We start from the raw sequence: 22,212 nt of genomic DNA, 5'->3' as shown, positions 1-22,212 counted from the left end.
CACGGGGCTATAATCCTTCGGTTTGCTCAGCGAGCCTCTACCGCTGTGGTTCGATCGGAGCCATACTGACCTTGTCGTACACACCCATTCCCAGGCCCAGCTACGTCGATGATCTTGAAAACTTGGGGGCGCGCAACGGAGTTCGCCGCTGGCGGGACCGCCATGGGCGCATCTACACCTACGACGGCCAGCACTGCGAGTTGGAGGTCTTCAACCCCAGAGGGCGTCATATCGGCGTCGCAGATGTATATACTGGTGAGTTTACGAAGCCTGCGGTCAGAGGAAGGAAGATCGATGTTTAAGCTTCTCCAACGCAACCGAGCCAACGATCGATCGACCTTCATGGATGACGTGCTACGCGGACACGCGACTCTCGACGAGATCGACGAGTACATCGAACGCTGGCATGACGCCACTGACGGCTCACAAGCAGCATCCATGGAACTTCACGAGTTCCTCGGGATGACGTGGGAAGAATACCGCCTTTGGGGCGAGCGACCGGAGTCGCTTCGCTTCACCGTTGCTGCTCGCAGAGCGAAGCGGCCAGTCGCAGACATACTGCGAACCAATCTATTGGGCGCAGCAGCACGGTCGAGCGACACTACAGACGCCGAGCTAGTACTTGACTGGCTGAAGGCAAAGGGGCGGATTCAGGACTACTAGGCCGAGTGATGACCGACGCCGAGCTTGGCCTCTGGTGCGCTAGTGGGCCTGAAGAGCCCGCAAGATTTCTCGCCTCAGCCATCGTTGAACGATACAACCTGAGCCCTCCCATCAATATCGAGAAGCTCATACAAGACTGCGCAGAACTCTTCTTTGAAGACTGGCCTTACGCCGGGTGTGACGCGCTGGTTCACGGCTTACACCAACGACGCCCGCAGGTTTTCGTACGGCAGGGATTGCACCCCAGACGTCAACGACTGACCCTGGCTCACGAATATGGCCACATCAAAATGGGCTGGCATTATGGCACCGTTGGCTGCCAGGCAGTCGCGAGCGAAGTCAGCACCGGACCTGCGGGAACATATCTAGAGATTGCGCCCAACCTTGATGAGCAGGAGCGCGAGGCCACACGCTTCGCGGGCTATTTACTCATCCCCGATCGATTCATACGGCCACTGATTCGCAGCACTGATATGAAGGCGGTACTGCGAGGGCTTGATCGCACTGGCGTATCGGCCGATGCCGCCTTTATGAGGCTTCGCCATCTTCTTCAGCCCGGGTTTGTATTCACATTCACGGTTCGAGGAGAACGTCGCACATACACCAGCCCTGGCACCGTCACACCAATAGGCACTTCTGCTCGGCGAGACACGCAGGCACTAAAAAGAGCGTCAATTGATTCTGGGCAGAATGTCGTTAGCGACAGAATAGTGGAATGGTTCAGGCTTACTGAATTTGAAGCATTCGAGCCCGTACCTGGATCGCCTTCGGCAACAAATCTTCTACGTTCAGCGATTGCCTTCCATGAGCCCGATGCGAAGCTTCAGCAAAAGATACTTCTTAGCATTAACGGCATCGTCGGCGGCAGCCTTTCCGCAGACAGGGCTCGCACCCCTCAACAGGCACTGGCTATACTACGCCACAAATTTGACGGAAGAGCAGAATACCGAGAGATCATTGAGCATTCCGACTTCGACCTTTACCTACGCCGCAAGGTAGAGGAATGGGCACAGAAAAGAGGATTACTTTAAGTAAACCCTCAAGGTCTGGTCCCTGCCGTGGGCCAGTTCGCGCTGCCCAACCCAGGCGTGCCCGGCTCGACCACGACTCCCATCCACCCAGCACCTAACCATCCGTGACTAAGGTCACTCCTGGGTCTGCCCTATTCGAATACTCCGCTGGGGCTGGCAAGCCTGACCGTCGCCCGGCTCTGGCACTGGTCTCAGCAGGAGTCCCTCCCGTCCGAGCCGTGGCGGCGCGAATCGCAGCACCTGGAAAACCCCTGCAAGATCAGTCCGCGGATAGTCCGTGGACAGCGACAACGGGCGGCTCCGAGCGGCACACCACTGCACGTGTCAGTTGATGGACGCAAGAACTTAGCCGCAGGCCAGGACGCACGATAGCTGATCTTCGAGGTGCCCCCGGCAGGATTCGAACCTGCGACACACGGTTTAGGAAACCGATGCTCTATCCCCTGAGCTACGAGGGCGCGAGGGCCCAGTCTAGCGACCTGGGGGTTCACCTGAGGTGGCAGGGAGCGGCCCACGTTCACCCACGTTCCCCGGACCGCCGTTCTCCCAGCCCAGGACACACCCGGAGCACACGAACCCCGGTTTGCGACCGGCAGTCGACGCGGTGACCCGCGTTGGCACCGGTTTACCCGGGTTGGTATCCGCTGGAGGAGTCTCTACGCGAGTTCGCATGACGCCAGGTCCGCTGATCTTGGTTGTTTGGGCTGGTAGGGGGTCTTGTCGCGGATGCAGGCCCAGAGGACGTTGAGGCGTTGTCTGGACAGGGCTGCGGTGGCCTGGCGGTGGGTCTTTCCTTCGGCTCGTCTCTTGTCGTAGTAGGCGCGTGATCGTGGGCAGTGGGTCAGGGCGGTGAAGCTGGACATGCTGAACACCCGACGTAGGCCGCGGTGGTAGCGGTGGGGTCGAACCTGGTGGCCTTGGCGGCGGCCGGAGTCCCGGGAGATCGGCGCGAGCCCGGCATGGGCAGCGAGTGCCGCGGGACTGGCGTAGGTGGTGAGGGTGCCGGCGTGGGCGAGGAACTCGGCGGCAAGAGTGGTGCCGATACCGGGCAGGCTGGTGACGATCTCCCCCAGCTCGTGCTCGGCGACGACAGCGGCGATGGTTTCCTCGATGGCGATGATGCGGTCGTTGACCGCTTCCAGATCGGTGGCCATCTGCGCCACAATCCCTGCCGCGGTGGCCTCCCCGGCGACGGCGACGTTCTGTGTCCGCGCGGCGGTGAGAACCTTGGCGGTGAGCGCCTTGGCGGCCCGGACGCCGTGCTGGCGCAGGTAGGCCAGGATGCGGGCTTCACCGGCGCGGCGCAGCGCGGCGGGGGTCTGCCACTGCGCGAGGAGCCGCAGCGCGCCCTTGCTGCGCAGGTTGAGCGTTTTCTCCAGGGCGGGGCTGATCATGGTGAGCAGGTCCTGGATGCGGGCGGTGATGCGGACCCGGTCGGCGACCAGGTCGAGGCGGCGGGAGACGAGCAGCTTCAGTTGCTGCTGCACCCCGTCCGCCACGGTGAGGGTCGGAAGGTCGCCGCGCATGCGCAGGGTCTGGGCGATGACGTAGGCGTCGTGGGCGTCGGTCTTGCGTTCGCCGTGGAACGCCTCCGCCATCCGCGAGGTGACCGTGCCGCTGACGTAGCGCACGTCCGCGCCCCGGTCGAACAGGACCGCCAGGAGCAGCGCCGCGGGTCCGCCTCGTAGGTCGAGGGCCCAGCGGATCGGCTTACGGCGCTTGCCGAGCCGCCCGGCGATGCCGGAGATGAATTGTTGATCGTTGGGGATCTTCTCGGACATCACCACGGTGCCGTCGTCGTCGACGACGCACACGTGGTGGTGGGTCTTGCCGACGTCGACGCCGGCCCACAGGCTGCCCATCGGGCATCACCCTTCTCGCTTGTTCTGGTCAAGGGGCGTGGACCCACCGCGGTTCAGTAGCCACAACTTCGGAAAGGGCGATCGGTCGCAAGTCTCCATCCAGTGCTGATACAGCGGTCATCAGCGAGGGCCGGGGCGTCCTACTCCTAGCTGGCCATGACATCGGCAGCACACACCCAGACAGTCACCCGACCCTCCGGGCCCACATCAGCAAACGATGCAATTCGATGTCTGGTTGCGGGTCCGGACGGACTTCTGGAGTCTGCTGCCGTCGGCGTCGGCTGTCGGGGCGTCACGCCGGTACGCCGCGGCGGCCTGAGGACCTCACCCGCCCTTTGGCGATCGCGGCCGGGCCCAGCAGCGAGTCCGCGCTCTGCGGTAGCCGGTCCGGCCCGGAGGCGAGGTGACCCTGAGTGGGAAGCTGGGTGACACCCCTCAGCCCGTTCGCGGAAGAACGTCGGCATGGCTGGGCGTAAGGGCACCCGGCGCTGTCGTCCTACTCGACCCCCCGGGCCGACGACGCGCCCGTCATCGAAGATCGACGTTCTGCACCTCGCGCAGCCGCGCCGCCGGTCCGGTCGGTCCGGTCGGTCCGGTCGGCTCGACGGGTGACGCGGATTCTCCGGCCGGCGGGACGCCGCGCCCCACGCGGTGCAGGTGGCGCAGCGCCTGGCGATACGAGTCGAGCAGGCCGGTTTCGACGTAGGGCAGGCCGCGCTCGCGGCAGAAGGCGCGGACGATCGGCCGGGCGTGGCGCAGTGCGGCGCGGGGCATGCTGGGGAACAGGTGGTGTTCGATCTGGTGGTTCAGGCCGCCGAGCAGGAAGTCGGTCAGCCGGTTGCCGCGGACGTTGCGGGAGGTGAGGATTTGGCGGCGGAGGAAGTCCACCTCCTCGTCCGCACCGAGGATCGGCATGCCCTTGTGGTTGGGGGCGAAGGCACATCCCAGGTACAGCCCGAACAGGCCCTGCTGCACGACGACGAAGGCCACCGCACGCAGCGGGGACAGCACCACGAAGACCGCGGTGAGGTATGCGGCGGCGTGCAGCCCGAGCAGCAGCGCCTCCCGGCCACGCCCCCGGTAGGTGGACCGGGACAACGCACGGACGCTGGCCACGTGCAGGGCCACGCCTTCGAGCAGCAACATCGGGAAGAACAGGAGCCGCTGGTGGCGGGCGAGCAGCCGTCCCGCGCCGCGCCGCCGGTCGGCCTGCGCCCCGGTGAACGCGAGAGCTTCGCCCGCGATGTCGGGGTCGCGGCCCTCGGTGTTGGGGTGGGCGTGATGGCGGTGGTGCTTGTCGACCCACCAGCCGAAAGCGAGCCCGATGGCCAGGTTGCCGTGCACCAGCCCGACCAGGTGATTGGCGCGTCGGGACCGGAAGATCTGCCGGTGGCCGGCGTCGTGGCCGAGGAAACCGCTCTGGGTGAAGACCACGGCGAGGTACGCGGCGGTGACCAGTTGCCACCACGAGTCCCCCACCAGCACGAAGATCGTCCAGCCCCCGGCGACCAGCACGGCGTTGACGGCGATCAGGACCAGGTAGTAGGTCGGGCGCCGCCCCAGCAGACCCGCCTGGCGCACCCGACTCAACAGTTCGGCGTAGTCGCTGCCGTGACGGCGCTGCGGCCCCGGCGGCGCCGCTGAGATGGTCTGGTCGATGGTGCTCATGGATCCTCCCGGCATGGACGCGCAACGCGTCGCCGGGGTCCGGGGCGAACGCCCCCAGCCTACTCCGCCGCCGGCACGGCAGGGCGGTACGGCGATCGTGCCATCGCATCGAGCAGCGCGGCCACCGCCATGGTGGCGAAACCGACCCGGGCGTCGCTGGCCCCGTACGGAAACCACAGCTCGCCGGCGTGGACCAGGCCGCCGCAGGAGTAGACGACGTTGGGTACGTATCCGTCCCGGTCGGCCGCGTCGGGTGACAGGAGCGCGCCGGGGAGCCGTGCGAGGACCCGTTCCGGTCGGTGCAGGTCGAGCAGGAGCGCGCCGATGGCGTACCGGCGCATCGGGCCGACGCCGTGGGTGAGCACGAGCCAGCCGGCGTCGGTTTCGATGGGGGATCCGCAGTTGCCGACCTGGATCAGTTCCCAACTGTCCTGCGGGGCGTGCAGCGGCACCGGTTCCTGCCACCGGTTCTCGCCGTCCAAGCGGGTCAGGCCGATGGTCTCGCCGTCGGCGCGGCACAGGGCGAGGTGCCGGCCGCCGACGGTACGGGGGAACAGCGCGACGCCCTTGTTGCGGACGCCCGGCCCGCGCATCGGGGTGCTCTCGAAGCGGCGCAGGTCGCTGCTGGCCAGCGCGCGGGTGGCGATGTGCCGTCCGTCGTAGGCGGTGTAGGTGGCCCGGTAGACGGGTCCGGACTCGTCGGTGAACCTGACGAACCGGGCGTCCTCCATGCCGTTGCTCTCCGCCGGAACGGCCGGCCAGAGCACCCGTTGGTGCAGGGCGGTGTCGGTGGGGAAGGTCGTGGCGTAACTGGCGGCGTTGGTGCGGCGTATGTGTTCGAGCGTGTCCGGTCCGGTGCTGCGGGAGAGCAGGTCCGGTGGCAGCTCGCCGAGCACCCGCGCGAAGGTGGCTTCGTCGTACCGCTCGGGTAGGGCGTCCAGCACGGTGGCGGTGATCTCGTTGTCGCAGTCCACCTCGGTCAGGCCGGCGGCGAGGAGGTCCCGGCGGTGGCGTACGGCAATCCGCTGCCCGAGCACCGGCGGGCCGGACCGGTCGGCGACGGTGAGCCGGCGCCCGGGTCCGAGGACCGCGGTGGCGAATCCGATGGACGACAGGTGTCCCTCACCGATCTGGCGCAGGCTGATCGCGACCCGCAGTTGCCCGGCGCTCAGACCGGTCTGGTCCGGGTGGATCACCATCGACGGGTTGCACAGCGCGGCGGCCTCGACCGCGTACTCGTGGCTGAAGTAGGCGCCGATCAGGAGCCGGGTGGTGGAAGGTAGATCGCGGACCCGGGCGATGCGGTGCCGGACGAGGTCGTAGTGGTGGTGGAACGTGCCGTCCAGGTCGCGGTGCCGGCTGCCGAAGCGGTCGAAGGTGTCCCGCAGCAGCCGGCCGGTCTCCTCGTCGTCGAGGTGCGCGACGCGGGTGATGAGCGCCGCCGCGCGGCTGCGTACCAGGGCGGCGTCCTCACCCGGGACGAAGAGCTTGACGACGACCCGGCGTGGATCCGGGGCGAGGGTCACGCCGTGCCGGACGGCCAGGGTCCCGGTCACGACCACCGCCGGGCGTGCTGGAGGGTGGAGATCACGGCGAGGGTGGATTCGGCGCCCTGGTTGAGGTTGGGTCCGTGCGCGGTCAGCCCGTCGTAGCCGCCGCCGGTCGCCGAATCCCACATCCGCGTGCCGACGTCGTTGTCGCCGAGGAACCACCCCACCGCCTGCCGCACCCCGACTTCCCAGCCGGGGTCGCCGGTGACGTCGGCGGCGGTGGCGCAGGCGTCGGCGAACGCGGCGACCTCGATCGGCTGCTGGTCGTGGCGGCGCCGCAGTGCCCCGCCTTCCCAACCGCCGGCGGGTACGACCGACAGGTGCCCGTCGCGGAGTTGGAGGTCGCGCAGCCAGGTCAGCATCCGCAGGCCGTCGTCGAGGGGTGGGCCATCGTGGCGCAGTTGGCTGGCGGCGATGACGACCTCTGCAAGGGCCGCGTTGGCATAGGTCAGCCGTGGCTGTGGCCAGGGCCAGAGCGGGTCGGCTCCGGCGGCGCCGATCGTGCTGGCCGCGTCCGCCAGCAGTGCGGCCGCAGCGGCGTGGGCCGGGTGGCGGCGCAGCACCTCGACCGCGCCGAGCCCGGCGAAGGCCATCGCGTGGGGAGTCGGGGCGCGTCGGATGGCACCCCGGCTGAAGGCGACGAGCGCCTCCTCCCGGATCCACGGCGCGGGGCTACGGGCCGCGGCGGTGCCCAGCCCCCACAGCGCCCGTCCCCACCAGTCGCCGAGCCCGGGCTCGTCGGTCCATCGCCGGTCGTGACCGAGGCGGTTGCGGAAGGCGCCGCCGACGTCCTGGGCATGGGTCAGGAAGGCGAGATAGCGCTCGGCGAGCCGGAGCACCTCCTCGGTCGGCTCCGGCTCGCGGCTGGTGACGACCAGGCCGCGCGCGACGTCGTCGGTGCAGTAGCCGTGCTCGCGACGGACGATGGCGTGCCGGGCGTGCTCGAACAGCCCGGTGTCATCACTCAACCGGCTCAGGTGCGCGAAGCTCGGCCGGGGCGTCGGATGCCGGCGGCCGCTGCCCGGCAGGCTGGACAGACCGGTGGTCGCGGTCACGCCGACGCCGCGCTGACCGCGGGACGGCGGGCGGCGACGAGCCGCTCGGCGAGCGCGCCGTAGCGGGCCGCCACCGCCGGCCAGCGCAGGTCCGCGGCCAGCGGCCGGACGCGGCCGGCCAGCCGCGCGCCCAGGCCCGGTTCGGTCAGGATCCGCCGGATCGCGTCGGCCAGCGCCGCCGGATCCTGATGGGGTACGACCAGACCGGGGCCGCCGGTGAGCAGCTCGACGGCGTGCGGGAAGGCCGTGGCCACGACGGGCACCCCGGCGGCCACCGCCTCGATGAGCACCCCCGAGGTGACCTGTTCGCGGGAGTCGTAGGGCAGGACAACCACGTCGGCGGAGCGGATCAGCCGGCCGAGGTCGGCTTGGTCGTGGTAGACGTCCTGGTACTCCACGGCGTGGGCGATGCCCAGCTGCGCGCCGAGCCGGTGCAGTCCCGCCCGGTACGCCTCCCCCTGGTGTTCGACCACCTTCGGATGGGTCCGGCCGGCGACGGTGTAGGTGGGGGTCGGTTCGAGGTCCTGCAACCGCGCCAGGGCCCGCAGCGACCACTCGATGCCCTTGCCCGGGCCGATCAGTCCCCAGGTCAGCAGGTGCGGGCGGGTGCGGCGGTCAGCGGGTGCACCGACGTGCTCGGCGGCGCCGTGCGGGATGACCGTCACCTTGTCCGGACGTACGGTGTAGCCGACGAGCAGCCGGTCACGTGCCGTGTCGGTCATCGTGACGACCGCTCCGGCGGCGGTGACGATCTGCTCCAGCAGGGACTTCTGCCGGGCGGAGGGTCGGCGGAGCACGGTGTGCAGGACCACGATGCTCGGCACGGTGAGCCGGCGCAGCAGCGGCAGGACGTCCTCGCCGTCGGCGCCGGGGTAGATGCCGTACTCGTGTTGCACGACGGCCACGTCGAAGGCGTTCAGGGCCGTCGCGGCGTCCCGCCAGCCGGCCTGGGTGCGGGTCGACCAGGTGTGCACGACCCCGGGTCCGGCCCGCAGGTCGTCGCCGCGGTCGGTGACCCGGACGATGCCGCCGCGCGTACCGTCGGCGGTCAGCTGGGCGGCGAGGGCGCAGTTGAAGGTGGCCAGTCCGCACCGGGTCGGTGGGTGGGTGCTGAGGAATCCATAGCTGGGCATGGGTGTCGGGCCTTCCGGTTGTCGGCCGCCTCGAAAGGGCGGGGGCGAACCTCACGCGGTGTCGGCGCACGCCGGCCAGCGTGTGTGGCCGGCGGAACGAATTCGTAGGCGGTGGCCGGGTTCAGCGGTGCGATCGACGGGTGAGCTGGTCGTAGACCGCCAGATAGTCGGTGACCATCCGGTCCGCGCCGAAGCGCTGCCCGGCCCGGGTCCGACAGGCAGCCCGGTCCAGCCCGGCGGCCCGGGTGACGGCGTCGACGGCCTGCTCGACGGTGTGCACGAGGAACCCCGTCACCCCTTCGTCGACGACCTCCGGCATGGACCCTCGCGCGTACGCGACGACCGGCGTGCCGCAGACCATCGACTCCACCACTGACAGTCCGAACGGCTCGTCGAAGGCGATCGGGTGCAGCAGGGCGGTGCTCGCGCCCAGCACCTCCGCACGGCGGCGAGGGCCGACCGATCCGAGGAAGACGACCTGGTCGCCGTCGATGTGCGGGGCCACCTGTTCGGCGAAGTAACGCTCGTCCTGCACGATGCCGCAGATGGTCAGCGGCCGGCCGGCGCGGCGGGCGATCTCGATGGCGGTGTGGGTGCCCTTGTCGGGATGGATCCGGCCGAAGGCGGCCAGTCCTGGGCCGGCGTCGCGGGTGAACGGCAGCCCAGTGAGGTCGACGCCGTGGTGCACCGTGGCGACGTAGTCGAGCTCGGCGCTCCGGTCGGCGTCAGAGATCGACACGTAGGACGAGCGGGCCCGGGCGTACGCGGGCAGGATCCCCGCGCCGGAGAAGCCGTGCACGGTGGTGAGCAGCGGCGCGCGGCAGTGTTCGGCGAAGGCGAGCGGCAGCCAGTCGAGGTGGCTGTGCACCAGGTCGAACTGCCCGGAGCGGGCCATCGCGTGGGAGACGTGCATCGCCTCCCACACCCGGCCGTCCAGGTCCGGATCGTCGGCGTACCCCCGGGGGCACACGCCGTCGAGGGTGGCGGAGGTGACGGAGTCGAGCGTCGCGAAGAGGGTCACGTCCACGCCGCGGGTGACCAGCCCCTCGGCGAGCAGACCGGTCACCTGCTCCCAGGGACCGTAGTGGTGGGGAGGTGTGCGCCAGGCGACCGGTCCGAGCAGGGCGACCCTCATGGGGACGGTGCGTCGGCGAGGTCAGCCGGATCGAGACGCAGGGTGGCGAGCAGCCCCACGTGCTTGGCGGGGTCCACCCGCTCCGGCAGTTCCCGCTCGATCCACTCGGCTCTGGTCTGCTGTCCGCGCTCGCGCAGCGCGGCAACGATCCGGTGTCTGGCGATCCTCATCGTCTATCCCCTCAATCGGTCGTTCGGGACGGTCGTGGTCAGCGGTTGGCGAACGTCGTGACGAGCACCAGGGGCAGGAGCAGAACGGCTACCAGGAGAAACACCCGCAGTCGGAGCGCGCGGACGTTAAGGGCCCGCCTGACCCGCCCCGCGAAGGTCGAGGGGGTGGACGTCCCGCTGACCGACGGCGACGACCCGATAGCGGCGATCGGACGAACGACCACGTCATCGTCTCCTGGTGCTCTCGACGATTCAGCCTGACTGCTTGAGCGGTACGGCCGGCGAACGATCAGCGGAGCATCCCGGCTCTCAGTTGGGCCAGCGAACGGCTCAGCAGCCGGGAGACGTGCATCTGGGACAGCCCGACCCGGGCGGCGATCTCCGCCTGGGTCAGATCACCGTAGAACCGCATGGTCAGGATCCGGAGTTCGCGTGGGGGAAGAGCCGCGAGGAGCAGCCCGAGGGTGAGCTGATCGTCCACGGCCGTGTATCCCGCGTCGGCGACGCCGCTGAGCGCCGGGCGATCGGTGCCGTCGGCACCGGGCCGTGGCTCGTTCAGCGACGCCAGGCGATAGACACCGAGGGCGGCGACGGCGGCCCCGAGTTGGACGACGGTCACCTCCAGGTCGTCGGCGAGCTCTCGATCCGTCGGATGGCGACCGCGTTGCTGCGCCAGCCTGCCCCGGGCCTCGGGCACCTGCGCACCCAGTTCCTGGGCCGCACGCGGGACCCGGATGGCCCAGGCCGTGTCGCGGAAGTGCTTCCGGATGCCGCCGAGGATGGTCGGGACGGCGTAGGAGGCGAACGGCACGCCCCGACTGCTGTCGTACCCGTCGACGGCCTTGATCAGGCTGAGCGCGCCGACCTGTGCCAGGTCGTCGTAGGACTCCCCGCGACCGGTGTACCGGCGGGCCAGTCGACCCGCCATCGGCAGGTTCGCCTCGATGATCCGGTTCCGCAGCCGGGCCCGGTCGGGATCATCGGCGTTCAGCGCTGCGCGGCGACGCAGAAGTCGTTCGCTGTCCCCGGCAGCCGGGTTCAGCGTCGGAGGGGAGGAAACGGCTGTGGATGTCACGGCGGAGGTGACCATTGTTCCAACGCCCCTAACGGGCTGGTGGCGGCGAGACCGGCGGCCACCGGGGACCCGGGCGACATCGTCACCGTACGCCTTCATCTGCCCGACCGCACCCGGACGGGTTCTGGGCGTCGCACCCGGATGTCGAACCGGTCGTCAGCCGGACCGGTGGGTGACTGACGCTGGCGCGAACTGCTCGGAGCCGTCGACGACCGCCTGGGACAGCTCGGAGAGTCGCCGGTTGCGGCTGCGGGCGCCGTCGCGCAGGATCGCGAAGGCCTGGCCCACGTCCACCTGGAGGCGTTCGGCGAGGATCCCCTTGGCCTGTTCGATCAGGACACGGCTGTTCAGGGCGGTCTGCAACTGCTCGGTGAGGATGTCGCGTCGGTGGATGGCGCGGTGTTGCAGCAGGCCGATGGTGGCCACGCCGGCGAGCGCCTGACCGATGCGGAGCTTGTCCTCGTCGAGGGCCCCCGGCCGGATGTCGAAGAGGTTCAGCGCGCCGATCACCTCGGAGCGCAGGCGCATGGGCAGGGCGTGCACCGCGGCGAAGCCGACCTCGGCCGCGGCGGCGGTGAACCTCGGCCATCGGGCAGTGGTCTGGGTCAGGTCGGCGACTGACACCGGTTGTCCGGTACGGAAGCAGTCGAGGCAGGGCCCCTGGTCGGTTTGGAGCTGGAACAGCTCCAGCAGTCGGGTGCGTTCGGAGGAGGCGGCGACCACCTGCAGCGTGTCCCGCTGGTCGGTCAGGAGCAGCCCGGCCGCCGACACACCCAGCAGCTCGACACACCGCTCGGTCAGCACGTGCAGGAACTCGATCACGTCGAAGTCGTCGACGAGCGTGTCGGCCATCTCCACGAAAACGTCGGCCAGCGGGGTCTCGGCCATGTCAGTCACCTCGTCAATCAGTGGTTCCGCCGGTCGCCCGACGGGGTGGTCCGTAACGCGCCGTCCCGGCGCCGATCCTGTTCACCCGTTCCGGTCACCACGTGTCCTGGCCGGGCCGAGACGCAGATGCCGGGCCACGACGTCAGCTGCCACGTCCCGGAGGCGCCGGTCCTGGGGGTACGCGTAGGCGCGCAACCGGATGAGCGCCACCGCCGCGGGCACTCCCAACTGCACCATGATCATGCCGGTAGCCTGGTGCACCTCGGGGTGGTGCAGCCCGGTCCCCTCGGGCCACTGACCGTCCCGGTCCACCCCGTGGCGCGTCGCGTCGTCCAGCAGCACCGCGCATGCCGTGTCCGCCAGGACCAGTGCGTCGGCCAGTTGCTCCGCCCCGAGGTCACCGGCACGGACCCGGTAGAGGTCCAGGACACCGAGGCGGATCCCGCCCACCCGTAGTGGCAACGCGAATACCGCACCGGCCCCGGCGAGCACCGCCGCCGGCACGAACACCGGCCAGCGGCTCCGGCACTCCGGCACGGTCAGATCGGCGACCAGGACAGGTCCACCGGCGGTCGCGTCCACGCACGGCCCCTCACCGAGGGTGAGGGTCAGGTCTTCCAGCTCCGACGCGGTCCGGTCCGTGGCGTACAGCATCTCGCGCGGCGTGGCATCGAGGACCATTGCGACGGCGGCGGAGTCGACGCGCGGATCGCGACGGCGCCGACGGCTGCCGAGCCGGTCGAGGCGCGGAAGCGTACGCTGGCAGTGTCGCTCGGGACCCCGGTGGCCGACAGCCGCCGCTGGCGGACGCCCCCACCGATCGAGGTCACCGTGTTTGCCCTCCGCCACGCCATCCCCACCGGTCAGGTCGCCGGGCCTCCTCGCGTTCCTGGCCAGGCACCTCCCACCGCACGTCGGACCGCGACGGTCTGTCACGGGTCCGCAATCAACCGGACGCGCCGGCGCACCATCGCGCTCAGGCCGGCCAGATGCTCCTCGGAAGGCGGCGGTTCGTGATGACCGCACCCCGGAACAGTCATGTTCGAATCTTCCCGCACGACGATCACCGTGGCACCGATGCTTCTCGTCCGGTGCCCCCGCGGCCGGCGGTGAAGCGCTCGCGGGTCGGAGGTCTGTGGGTCGCTGCCGTGGTGTTCGCGGTCGTACTCCTGCTGCTGCTCGTCTTCGTACTGCAGAACGGGCAACGCGCTGAGGTGTCGTTCCTCGGCGCGCACGGCACCCTGCCGATGGGGGTGGCACTGCTGCTGGCAGCGGTTTCCGGGGTCCTGCTCGTCGCCCTCCCCGGCACCGCCCGGATCGTGCAACTCAGAATGCTGGGCCACCGTCGCGTCAGGCAGGAAGCCGGCGCGCCCGAGCATCGTGCGACTACCCGGCCGGCTACCGGCGTCGCCAGCTTCCCACTGCCGCCCCGCCCAGAGAATCAGGACGGTTGAGCCATGTCCGTCACCACGCCAGCCACCACGACCTCCGCATCGGCCATCTCCCCGCCCCGGCTCGTCCTCGCCCTCCCCCACGACCGGGCGGTTCTGGACGGCGGGTGGTGGCCGCGCTCCTGGGACCCGGCCACCGAACTCCCCGGCCTGGTCCTCGCCCTGTCCGAACGCCACGGCCGGATCCGGCATCTCATGCTCAACATGCACACCTGGGAAAGCCGGATCCGCCGGTTGACCGTCGGACCGGACCTGATCCGGATCGGCTGGTTCGACACCCTCGACCCCGCCCTGCTGGTCGCCACCACCGGCCGCGATCTCCAGGTCGACCTGCTGGTGGTACCGCCCGCCACCCCAACCGCAGCGGCCGAGTGGGCGATGGCGACCGCCGCCGCCCCGACCAACCTCAGGCGCGCCCCCGACATCCTGGCCGGCGCACCGGCTCCGCCCAGGGCTGCGGCGGCGACCGGCTCCGACACGTACGCGGTGTGGGACAACGAAGGTGGCAGCACCTCGGTGATCGGCGCGAATCCTCACCGAGTTCGAGCCCAAGACGGTGTCGCCTGAATTTAGTCTCAGGTGGGGCCGGCAGACGGCTGCGGTGCCGGTGGGCTGACCGACAAGAACCGCTGGTCGGTCCGACGCAATGTCGGCGGCTCGCCCAGCGCGGCGGTCAGTTGACGACCGAGGAACTCGTCGTGTCCGGTGATGAGGGCGGGGGGCGGACATCGATCGCGCGGAGCCGTTCCGCAACCCGACGAACGGCGGTAGAGCCGACCGAACGCGGCCCGGTCACGGTCGGCGATCCGCTTGACGAGGTCGCGACTGGGGCACCAGAAGGACCAGGGCGGCCAGCCAACTGGGCCATGGCAAGGGTGACGCCGACCGTCGAGAGGACCCGGCACAGGGTCCATCCGTTACCCCTGCCAGCGGCTCCATCCCCCGTCGAGCGGGCCTCGGTTGCGCTGGCTCGCAATCCCGCGATCGGCTCTGGGCGGCCCAGCGGTCGGGCCAGACTGAAGGCGAAGAGGCAGGAAAGTCGGCCGGAAATGCGGGCGGGAAGGGAGCGCAAGGTGACGTCGGTTTCGGCGTGTGAGGATCAAGGGCCTGCTCGACAGCCAGCGGGGCCGTGACCTGATGCGGGAGCAGCGGGAGCCATCGATGAGCGACATCAGCCTTGAAGCCGACCGCCAGCGGGGCAGTGCCTACGCCGACCTGTCCCGGCAGGTCCGCGCGGCGGGTCTGCTCGGGCGGCGGCGAGGTTACTACGCGGTGCGGATCGGTCTCGTCGTCGGTTCCTTTGGCGGGCTGTGGGTCCTGTTCGCCCGATTGGGTGAGTCGTGGTGGCAACTCGGTGTCGCGGTGGGTTTGGCGGTGGTCTTCGCGCAGGCCGGGTTCATCGGCCACGATGCGGGGCACCGGCAGATCGCCCGTTCACGCCAGGCGAACGATCTGATCGGCCTCGTCCACGGCAACCTCGTGACCGGGCTCAGCTACGGCTGGTGGGTGGACAAGCACAACCGGCACCACGCCCACCCGAACACCGAGGGCAGGGACCCTGACATCACCCGCCTTCAGCCAGGTGCCTCAGCGCCCCACCAGCGGGCGTTCAAGGCCAGCGGACAGCTTCCCTGAACCGGCCGGACATGGTCAACGAGGCGAGCGTGCAGTTCGGCCAGGTCGTCACCGCCGGCCCGCCTGTGGCGGCTCCTTTCCACCGGCCGGCTGCCGACCGTCTGGTGTATCGCCCCCGTCATGTTCTGGTGCTCCGCGCTGAGGCGAGCGCGTGCTGATGCGACGGAGCGAGGGCTGGAAGACAGTGGCGGCAGCCGGGGCGCCACCGAGGATGAGTCAGTCGACGCCCCCGAAGGGGGGCAGGGTGACCAGTCGTGCGCCGCTCGGCGTCCAGTACACCGGCAGGTCGGCACGCAGCGTGACCATTTCTTCCATCTTCGTGATCCGCAGCAACCGAAGTGCGCTGCCCCCGGGGCGGCAGACGACCAGGGTGGAATCGGCCGCGAGCGGGAGATACGCCCAGCCGAGAAAATTGGGCAGCGCGGAAGAGTCGAAGGCGACATCAGCCAAATCCACGACGATCTCCGTCGGCGCGATGATCGACAGGCCAACGTGACCGGGCGAATCGCGGCGATCCGCCTCGCCGGGTTTTTCGCAGAGGCGCACCGACCCTGCGCAGGTGCCGCAGCGCCTGCCGGTACGACTGGACCAGGCTGGTCTGCTCGTAGGCGACGCCGATCTCCCGACAATAGGCCTCGGCCCTCGGTTGCCCCCTGCGTCTGGTGGCGGGTGATGAAGCCCTCAGCCCGCGTCGCCCCCGGGCCGACCCACTGGCCCGGATCAACACCTGCGGTGCCACATCCGGGTCGAGCTCGTCATGGTTGGGGTTGTTGTGGTGGCGGGTGTGCTTCTCCATCCACCAGCCGTAACTCATCCCGACCCCGACAGCATCAGTGCCACCACCATCAGGTGATCGATGACTTCCGGGGGACAGGTGAAGTGTCGGCGGATTCGATGACGGGAGAACAGGCAGTCGCGCTCGACATGGGGACTCCTCGGATCTCCTTCCCACGGGAAGGTCCACGGGCCACGTCTTCAGGTGAGGCGAGCGGTGCACTAAGTGCGGACGACAGGCCGCGGGAGTCTGGACGGCCGCCGCGATCCGGACTCGAACAGAGGCACTCATGCATTTACGCCGTTATGCGTTTTTTGGGCGTTGAATGTGCGAAGGTCCGAATAACTACACTCGCAGGCAGGTGTGATTCTCCCATGCCATGCCACGGCAGGTGAGACGCATTCGCGAAAGGGCATGTCGTGACACTCAATTCGTTCCGCCACCGTCGACGGGCGCTCCTGTCGGCCTTGACGACCGTCGCCGCCGGCGGCGCAGCCGTCGCCGTACTCATCATCAGTGGCACGGGCGCGAGCGCCGCCGAAGCACCGGTCAGTCTGGGGACGGCGGCGAACTTCTCCGTGCTGGCCGGATCCACCGCCACCAACACCGGCCCGAGCTTCCTGGCTCAGAGCCTGGGCGTGCACCCCGGCAACACCGCGCCGGGCTTCCCACCCGGAATCGTCGGCGGCGAGATCCACCTCGGCGACGCCGTCGCCCTGCAGGCGAAGAACGACCTGACCACCGCCTACAACGATGCTGCCGGCCGGACCCCGTTCACCAACCTCCCCAGCGAGCTCGGCGGATCCACGCTGACGCCTGGCGTGTACCGGATCGGCGCCGCGCAACTCACCGGAACCCTCACGCTCAACAGCCAGAACGACCCAGCTGCGGTGTTCATCTTCCAGATCGCGTCGACCCTCGTCACCGCGGCCAACAGCAGCGTCGTGTTCATCAACGGCGCCTCCCCCTGCAACGTCTACTGGCAGGTGGGCAGCTCCGCCACGCTCGGCACCGGCACCCGGTTCATGGGCAACATCCTGGCCCAGACCTCGATCACCATGAACACCGGCGCCACCCTCCAGGGCCGCGCGCTGGCCCAGACCGGCGCCGTCACCCTGGACACCAACACCATCAACGCCCCCGTCTGCCTGCAGCCGACGGGATCGCCCACCGCCTCCCCCACCGGTACGCCGACCGGCCAGCCCACCGGCACGCCGACCGGCCAGCCCACCGGCACGCCGACCGGTGGCCCAACGGGAGGACCGACCGGCCGGCCCACGGGATTCCCGACCGGCTTCCCCACTCGCAGCGAACTGCCCGTCACGGGCGGCAGCGGTGGCGGTGCGCTGTTGCCCGTCCTCACGGCGATCGGCACCATCGCCGTCACCACCGGCGCGGCCCTGCTGCTCCTCTACCGACGCCGGATGTCAGAGTCCTGACCTGCGAGCCCCGGCGGCCGGTGACGGTCGCCGGGGCCACCTCGGCGGGGTACCCCCGTTCCCGGCGCTCACCCGTCGCGGTCGCCGCCGGGCGACCGGGACGAGCAGGGGCGCCCCTCACCGGGACGGCGCGTCGGCGAGATCGGCCGGATCCCTCCTTGGCCGTCGAGGTATGCGGCGAGCCGGAGACGTGCCGCCCCCAGACCCAGAGATCCGTGACCTTGAACCGAGTTCCCGGACCCCGCGCCCGCAGGCCCGGGCCGGTTGTAGCGGTCAGATCCGGGGTGGGCGCTGCGGGTTGTCGATCAGGTAGAAGTGCCCGCCTTGCACGTGCCATACGGCACCATCATCACCCTGTCCTGCGACCCTTCGCGGGCGTGGGCTGGGCGGTACGGCCTGCCCCGCCCCCCACCGCAGGTCCCTCGCCAGCCCAAGACCGGAGGCCAGCGGAGGAGAGTCCGATGAAGGCCGACCGAGCAGTCGGGCTGATCCGGGAGGCCGAGGGGCCCCAGCGGGCAACCCTGCTGGAACTGTTTCTCGATCTGGCCTTCGTCGCCGCCCTCGCCCTGACGTCACGAACCTTGGCCCAGCGTCTCGACTGGGTCGGCGTCTTCCAGACCGTGGTGGTGCTGCTGGCGATCTGGTGGGTCTGGTCCGTCACCGCGCTGGTGACCGACCTCTACCACGCGCAGCGGCCTTCCGTCTTCGTCATGACGCTCTGGGTCATGCTCGGAACGCTCCTGATGGCTGGCACGCTGCCCGGCGCCTTCTCCGACCATGCCCTGGTCTTCGCGGGCGCATACGTGGCGATCCACCTGGGACGTAGCATCGTCCTCGTCGCCACGCTGCACAAGCGCGCGGCGCACCTGCACCCCGGCCGGATCGTCTTCTGGTTCCTCGTCTCCGCTGTACCGTGGCTCGCCGGCGGCCTCGTGGCGGACCCGGCGCGGGGCCTGCTGTGGATCGCGGCGCTCGCCATCGACTACGGATCAGCCTGGCTCCGCTACCCCACGCCCCGGCGCGGGCCGATACCCGCATCCCAGTACAGGGTGGCAGCCGACCATCTGGCGGAGCGCTACCAGCAATTCTTCACCCTCGCCCTCGGCGATCTCATCCTTCTCACCACCCTGACCTACGCCGACAACGACACGACACTCGGCAGCACAGCGGCGGTCCTGCTGGCCTTCTTCACCACCGTGCTGTTGTGGCAGATCTACGTCCACCGCGCCGGCGCCCTGCTGAGGGCCACCATCGAAACCTCCCAGGATCCCGGCGGATTCGTGCGGTCCACACCCAACACCCACCTGCTCATGGTGGCCGGCGTCGTCGCCGCCTCCGCCGGCTTCGAGGTCGTCATCGCCCACCCCACCGACCACAGCACACCTTGGCTGGCCGGCGTCATTCTCGGTGGACCCGCATTGTTCCTGGTCGGACGAGCCCGCTTCGAATACGAGGTGTTCAGCCGCGTGTCACCGTTCCGGCTGGTCGCGCTGCTCATGCTGGTCGTCGCCGGCCCCGCTCTGCTGCTCGCACCCGCACTGGTGGCCGCCTTCACCGCTACCCTCGTCCTGGCAGGAGTCGCCGTCGCGGACAGCGTTCGGGCCCGCGGGAACCCACCCGAGCAACCACGCCCCTCCATGTAGCTGAGGGCGCGGGACCACTCGAGCGACTGGCCCCATCTGGACCCGGTCCTCGGCTGAGCTTTGGCACCCGAGCACAGCAGCCAAGCGCTGCGACCGATGCGCGGAGAACCAAGGCGCGGTCATCGGCTGGAGAGTTGACGGTTCCTGGCAGAGTGACCGCGTCGCTACGGCGATGCAGCGGCCGACGTGCGGCGCCGATCAGAATGGTGCGGGTCCGCGGCCCGCCAACGACATCAACACCTGCGTGGCGAGTAGCTTGCGGATGCCGGTGACGGCGACTGTCCCCACCCGATCGTAGGGCAGCTCCAGATGCAGCCCCTCGACTGCGTTGCGCAGATCTGTCGTGAATCTCGTCCGGCCGGAACGTGCCGCCCCAGCCGTTGAGTCCTCCGCGCTGGTTGGTGCTGAGGGAAGCCATGCCGGAGATGCAGGCGCCGTCGACCAGAATCAGCCTCGCCGGACCGGAGTAGGTCGTCGTCATAGTCATCAACCCTTCAGGATGTGACGCCGTGCACCCCGGGTCCCGGCTGACTGACAGTCATCAGGAGGTAAGGCGGCGAGTCCTACCATGGTGTGCTCAACCTCGCCGCGACCGTACGTTAGGAGTATGGGTCGATGTTTGTGTCTGTCCCGCTGATGAGCCAGAGGCGCGCCTTGGACGGCTGACAGTCGACCTTGCCAGACCAGCGCCCGGGGCCTCATCGGTCCACGGGGAGAAGGCGGGGCAGTACTGAGCTGGCTCCACACCGAGATGGCCGGCCTCTTGCCGATCAGACGATTTCGCTATACCGCAGTGAGCGCATGAGACGCCGAACGGCGGCTCGCTGAACCAGTCGGGCCGCCGTTCACAGAACGTGGATCAGAGCGGGCGGATGTTCTCCGCCTGCGGGCCCTTCTGGCCCTGGGTGATGTCGAACTCCACCTTCTGGTTCTCGTCGAGGCTGCGGAAGCCGCTCGCCGAGATCGCGGAGAAGTGGGCGAAGACGTCGGCGCCGCCGTCGTCCGGGGTGATGAAGCCGAAGCCCTTGTCGGCGTTGAACCACTTCACGGTGCCTGTAGTCATGTCTGCTCCTTCGCAGGCTGTCGGAGACCGCACTGTGCGGACCCCTACGCCGCCGCGTTGATCACCCGCGTCGAACCGACACGAAAACCCAGCGCGGGTACGCCCTCGGTCTGGTCTCACGGGTGGGGAAGGGCGCTCGCCCAGCGGGGATCGGCGCCGGCCCTGGTGGAACGATCGTCGCCGTGGTCGCCGTGCCAGTCGAGGACGAGCATGCAGGCGTCGTCGGGCAGGGTCGAACCGACGACGTCGAGGATGGCGTCGCCGAGTACGCGGACGACCTCCCTGGGGTGCAGGTCACTGAGGCCCGGCAGCCGGGCGGGCAGGTCGAGGCGGGCCGCGCCGCGTTCCAGCATGCCGTCGGTGAACAGGACCAGCCGGTCACCCGGCCGCAGCGCGACGTCCGTCGTGCGGTAGATGCCCTGGCGCAGGACACCGAACGGTGGGTCGACCGGTAGGGCGAGGGGTTGGACGTTTCCTTCGTGCACCAGCAGCGGGGTCGGGTGCCCGGCGTTGACCATCGCTAGCACCCCGGTACGTAGATCGAGACGGCCGAGAAGTCCGGTGGCGAAGGTGAACCCGCCTGGCGGGTTCTCGATCAGCGCGGAGTTCGCGGCCTGGGCCTGTTCCAGCAACGTGTGACCCCGGCGGCGGGTGTGGCGCAGGCTCCCGACGCAGAGCGTCGCGGTCAGGGCACTGTCGATGCCGTGGCCCACCGCGTCGGTGATGCTCAGGTGCAGCAGGTTGCGCGCGAGGCTGTAGTCGAAGGTGTCTCCGCCGATGCTGGCCGCCGGCTCAAGCCACGCCGAGAGGGTGAACGAGCCGGCTTCGCAGGTGAACGAGGAGGGCAGGAGTCGGCGCTGGATCTCCGCGGCCAGACTGAACGGAGTCGTCCGCTGGCCCCACTCGAACAGGTCGGTGTGCCGGCGAGCGGCAATCACCACGAACGCCAGCGCGTGCGCGGCTCGGGAGATCTCGGCCACCGCGGTGGCGTCGGGCGCAAACGGCAGGGAAACCTCCAACAGCCCGATGGCCTCGCCCCGCTGCGTGACGGGAGCCATCACGACGTGCTCGTCTCCGCTCGATCGGACCTGCACGCGCTGGGATCGCAGGGCCTGTTCCTGTGGTCCGCCGTCGAACGGCAACACGGTGGCGACGTCCTCGTCCTGCCGACGTCGGTCGGGCCGGTCTGCGAAGGGGACGTCGTGGGTCAGCCGGACGAGAGCCCGGCCGCTCATGTCCGCGACGAGGAACGACACCCAACGCGCCCCGACGTCGACGCCGACGCCGCGGGCCACCGCCTCCACGGCGTCGACCGGGGCGGCATCCTCGACGGCGCGCAGCACCCTGCTCAGGTCCACGCCGGTCCACCGCTTTTCGCTCACGCGCCGAAGCATAGGCCCGGCAACCCGACTGGTCGTTGAGCACGGGCTCGTCGGCTCCCGAACCGTAGGGGTTCCTGGTGCCGAGGAACGCGGTCATCTGCGGCCGGACCCCCACCCGGCTCCACGACGTTCGCACTGCTGGAGCATGACGAAACGCCCACCTTGCTGATCTTCAGCAAGCGATCGCAGCAACGCCGTGGTGCGACCGAAACACGCAGGCCGAAAATCAGAAGCCGCAGGTCATCGGCCTGTGGACACAAGCGGAGCCTCGGGTTAGGAAACCGATGCTCTATCCCCTGAGCTACGAGGGCGCGAGCGCCCAGTCTAGCGACCTGGGGGTTCACCTGGGGTGGCAGGGAGTGGCCCACGTTCACCTACGTTCCCCGAACCGTCGTTCGCCCAGCCCAGGACCACAGCCCGAGCACACGAACTCCGGTTTGCGGGCGGTGAAGCTGGAGATGCTGAACACCCGGCGTAGGCCGCGGTGGTAGCGGTGGGGCCGAACCTGGTGGCCTTGGCGGCGGCCCGAGTCGCGGCCGCGGTGGTCTCTCCGGCGACGGCGACGGTCTGCGTCCGCGCGGCGGTGAGGACTTG

At 69.4% G+C, this 22,212-nt stretch carries 21 protein-coding genes and 1 tRNA gene; 8 read left to right on the top strand and 14 right to left on the bottom strand.

What is annotated here, in order from left to right:
- Positions 1 to 71 precede the first annotated feature (71 nt).
- Genes ACGFI2_RS07995 through ACGFI2_RS07985 form a run of 3 tightly spaced genes read left to right on the top strand, consistent with a single transcriptional unit; the run spans position 72 to position 1,694 of the window.
- A complete protein-coding gene (locus ACGFI2_RS07995) occupies positions 72 to 302 on the top strand; it encodes a colicin E3/pyocin S6 family cytotoxin (RefSeq protein WP_393512446.1) in 231 nt (76 codons plus the stop codon).
- Positions 295 to 663: a hypothetical protein gene (locus ACGFI2_RS07990; protein ID WP_393512443.1), complete on the top strand. Its 369-nt coding sequence runs from the start codon at positions 295 to 297 to the stop codon at positions 661 to 663. The genes ACGFI2_RS07995 and ACGFI2_RS07990 overlap by 8 nt, the downstream gene beginning before the upstream one ends.
- Positions 664 to 671: 8 nt before the next feature.
- Positions 672 to 1,694: an ImmA/IrrE family metallo-endopeptidase gene (locus ACGFI2_RS07985; protein WP_393512440.1), complete on the top strand. Its 1,023-nt coding sequence runs from the start codon at positions 672 to 674 to the stop codon at positions 1,692 to 1,694.
- A 385-nt stretch (positions 1,695 to 2,079) separates the two neighbouring features.
- Here ACGFI2_RS07985 and ACGFI2_RS07980 read toward each other — a convergent pair.
- The 11 genes from ACGFI2_RS07980 to ACGFI2_RS07930 form a co-directional block, all read right to left on the bottom strand.
- Positions 2,080 to 2,152: transfer RNA gene (locus tag ACGFI2_RS07980), tRNA-Arg, on the bottom strand.
- Between the two features lie 198 nt (positions 2,153 to 2,350).
- Entirely contained in the window at positions 2,351 to 3,556 is a 1,206-nt protein-coding gene (locus ACGFI2_RS07975; protein ID WP_393512437.1) for an IS110 family transposase, read from the bottom strand.
- A 528-nt stretch (positions 3,557 to 4,084) separates the two neighbouring features.
- Positions 4,085 to 5,224 (bottom strand): fatty acid desaturase family protein, encoded by a 1,140-nt coding sequence (locus ACGFI2_RS07970; RefSeq protein WP_393512434.1) that lies wholly within the window; start codon positions 5,222 to 5,224, stop codon positions 4,085 to 4,087.
- A gap of 59 nt (positions 5,225 to 5,283) precedes the next feature.
- Positions 5,284 to 6,780: a glycoside hydrolase family 130 protein gene (locus tag ACGFI2_RS07965; RefSeq protein WP_393512431.1), complete on the bottom strand. Its 1,497-nt coding sequence runs from the start codon at positions 6,778 to 6,780 to the stop codon at positions 5,284 to 5,286.
- Positions 6,777 to 7,829, bottom strand: a complete 1,053-nt coding sequence (locus ACGFI2_RS07960; protein ID WP_393512428.1) for a glycosyltransferase — start codon at positions 7,827 to 7,829, stop codon at positions 6,777 to 6,779. The genes ACGFI2_RS07965 and ACGFI2_RS07960 overlap by 4 nt, the downstream gene beginning before the upstream one ends.
- Entirely contained in the window at positions 7,826 to 8,962 is a 1,137-nt protein-coding gene (locus tag ACGFI2_RS07955; protein WP_393512425.1) for a glycosyltransferase, read from the bottom strand. The genes ACGFI2_RS07960 and ACGFI2_RS07955 overlap by 4 nt, the downstream gene beginning before the upstream one ends.
- A gap of 121 nt (positions 8,963 to 9,083) precedes the next feature.
- Positions 9,084 to 10,097, bottom strand: a complete 1,014-nt coding sequence (locus ACGFI2_RS07950; RefSeq protein ID WP_393512422.1) for a glycosyltransferase family 4 protein — start codon at positions 10,095 to 10,097, stop codon at positions 9,084 to 9,086.
- Positions 10,094 to 10,267, bottom strand: coding sequence for a hypothetical protein (locus ACGFI2_RS07945; RefSeq protein WP_393512419.1), 174 nt, complete (start codon positions 10,265 to 10,267; stop codon positions 10,094 to 10,096). Before ACGFI2_RS07945 ends, ACGFI2_RS07950 begins: the two co-directional genes overlap by 4 nt.
- A 289-nt stretch (positions 10,268 to 10,556) precedes the next feature.
- Complete coding sequence (locus ACGFI2_RS07940; RefSeq protein ID WP_393512416.1) at positions 10,557 to 11,342, bottom strand: sigma-70 family RNA polymerase sigma factor; 786 nt, start codon at positions 11,340 to 11,342, stop codon at positions 10,557 to 10,559.
- A gap of 156 nt (positions 11,343 to 11,498) precedes the next feature.
- A complete protein-coding gene (locus ACGFI2_RS07935; RefSeq protein ID WP_393512413.1) occupies positions 11,499 to 12,230 on the bottom strand; it encodes a GAF and ANTAR domain-containing protein in 732 nt (243 codons plus the stop codon).
- Positions 12,231 to 12,311: 81 nt separating this feature from the next.
- Positions 12,312 to 12,884, bottom strand: a complete 573-nt coding sequence (locus ACGFI2_RS07930) for an ANTAR domain-containing protein (protein WP_393512410.1) — start codon at positions 12,882 to 12,884, stop codon at positions 12,312 to 12,314.
- Between the two features lie 335 nt (positions 12,885 to 13,219).
- Here ACGFI2_RS07930 and ACGFI2_RS07925 point away from each other — a divergent pair, with 335 nt between their 5' ends.
- The 3 genes from ACGFI2_RS07925 (at position 13,220) to ACGFI2_RS07915 (ending at position 15,316) form a co-directional block, all read left to right on the top strand.
- Positions 13,220 to 13,684, top strand: coding sequence for a lipopolysaccharide assembly LapA domain-containing protein (locus ACGFI2_RS07925; RefSeq protein WP_393512407.1), 465 nt, complete (start codon positions 13,220 to 13,222; stop codon positions 13,682 to 13,684).
- A 3-nt stretch (positions 13,685 to 13,687) separates the two neighbouring features.
- Positions 13,688 to 14,248 (top strand): DUF5994 family protein, encoded by a 561-nt coding sequence (locus ACGFI2_RS07920; protein ID WP_393512404.1) that lies wholly within the window; start codon positions 13,688 to 13,690, stop codon positions 14,246 to 14,248.
- A gap of 594 nt (positions 14,249 to 14,842) precedes the next feature.
- Entirely contained in the window at positions 14,843 to 15,316 is a 474-nt protein-coding gene (locus tag ACGFI2_RS07915; RefSeq protein ID WP_393512401.1) for a fatty acid desaturase family protein, read from the top strand.
- A 216-nt stretch (positions 15,317 to 15,532) separates the two neighbouring features.
- Here ACGFI2_RS07915 and ACGFI2_RS07910 read toward each other — a convergent pair whose 3' ends face one another.
- Positions 15,533 to 15,862, bottom strand: a complete 330-nt coding sequence (locus tag ACGFI2_RS07910) for a hypothetical protein (RefSeq protein ID WP_393512398.1) — start codon at positions 15,860 to 15,862, stop codon at positions 15,533 to 15,535.
- A 696-nt stretch (positions 15,863 to 16,558) separates the two neighbouring features.
- Between ACGFI2_RS07910 and ACGFI2_RS07905 the strand changes: the two genes are divergently transcribed.
- Complete coding sequence (locus ACGFI2_RS07905) at positions 16,559 to 17,530, top strand: ice-binding family protein (protein WP_393512395.1); 972 nt, start codon at positions 16,559 to 16,561, stop codon at positions 17,528 to 17,530.
- Between the two features lie 461 nt (positions 17,531 to 17,991).
- On the top strand, positions 17,992 to 19,173 hold the full coding sequence (locus ACGFI2_RS07900) for a low temperature requirement protein A (protein WP_393512392.1): 1,182 nt from the start codon (positions 17,992 to 17,994) through the stop codon (positions 19,171 to 19,173).
- 859 nt (positions 19,174 to 20,032) lie between these two features.
- On the opposite strand, the gene ACGFI2_RS07895 is transcribed toward ACGFI2_RS07900, so the two are convergent.
- The gene (locus ACGFI2_RS07895) at positions 20,033 to 20,236 is read right to left on the bottom strand and encodes a cold-shock protein (protein WP_238453676.1); all 204 of its coding nucleotides are present in this window, start codon (positions 20,234 to 20,236) and stop codon (positions 20,033 to 20,035) included.
- A gap of 116 nt (positions 20,237 to 20,352) precedes the next feature.
- A complete protein-coding gene (locus tag ACGFI2_RS07890) occupies positions 20,353 to 21,618 on the bottom strand; it encodes a PP2C family protein-serine/threonine phosphatase (protein ID WP_393512388.1) in 1,266 nt (421 codons plus the stop codon).
- Between the last annotated feature and the right edge of the window lie 594 nt (positions 21,619 to 22,212).

The organism is Micromonospora sp. NPDC049282 (genome assembly GCF_043197045.1).
In the GTDB taxonomy this organism is placed as follows: domain Bacteria; phylum Actinomycetota; class Actinomycetes; order Mycobacteriales; family Micromonosporaceae; genus Micromonospora.
The sequence above is the reverse complement of the archived record's forward strand: the minus strand, read 5'-3'. Positions and strand labels throughout refer to the sequence as shown.

Bases quoted from the DNA above. Each gene is read 5' to 3' on its own strand.
- ACGFI2_RS07895 (WP_238453676.1), bottom strand. From the start codon at position 20,236: ATGACTACAGGCACCGTGAAGTGGTTCAACGCCGACAAGGGCTTCGGC.
- ACGFI2_RS07945 (WP_393512419.1), bottom strand. From the start codon at position 10,267: ATGAGGATCGCCAGACACCGGATCGTTGCCGCGCTGCGCGAGCGCGGA.
- ACGFI2_RS07900 (WP_393512392.1), top strand. From the start codon at position 17,992: ATGAAGGCCGACCGAGCAGTCGGGCTGATCCGGGAGGCCGAGGGGCCC.
- ACGFI2_RS07925 (WP_393512407.1), top strand. From the start codon at position 13,220: ATGCTCCTCGGAAGGCGGCGGTTCGTGATGACCGCACCCCGGAACAGT.
- ACGFI2_RS07950 (WP_393512422.1), bottom strand. From the start codon at position 10,097: ATGAGGGTCGCCCTGCTCGGACCGGTCGCCTGGCGCACACCTCCCCAC.
- ACGFI2_RS07985 (WP_393512440.1), top strand. From the start codon at position 672: ATGACCGACGCCGAGCTTGGCCTCTGGTGCGCTAGTGGGCCTGAAGAG.
- ACGFI2_RS07955 (WP_393512425.1), bottom strand. From the start codon at position 8,962: ATGCCCAGCTATGGATTCCTCAGCACCCACCCACCGACCCGGTGCGGA.
- ACGFI2_RS07915 (WP_393512401.1), top strand. From the start codon at position 14,843: ATGAGCGACATCAGCCTTGAAGCCGACCGCCAGCGGGGCAGTGCCTAC.
- ACGFI2_RS07970 (WP_393512434.1), bottom strand. From the start codon at position 5,224: ATGAGCACCATCGACCAGACCATCTCAGCGGCGCCGCCGGGGCCGCAG.
- ACGFI2_RS07930 (WP_393512410.1), bottom strand. From the start codon at position 12,884: ATGCTGTACGCCACGGACCGGACCGCGTCGGAGCTGGAAGACCTGACC.
- ACGFI2_RS07920 (WP_393512404.1), top strand. From the start codon at position 13,688: ATGTCCGTCACCACGCCAGCCACCACGACCTCCGCATCGGCCATCTCC.
- ACGFI2_RS07935 (WP_393512413.1), bottom strand. From the start codon at position 12,230: ATGGCCGAGACCCCGCTGGCCGACGTTTTCGTGGAGATGGCCGACACG.
- ACGFI2_RS07975 (WP_393512437.1), bottom strand. From the start codon at position 3,556: ATGGGCAGCCTGTGGGCCGGCGTCGACGTCGGCAAGACCCACCACCAC.
- ACGFI2_RS07990 (WP_393512443.1), top strand. From the start codon at position 295: ATGTTTAAGCTTCTCCAACGCAACCGAGCCAACGATCGATCGACCTTC.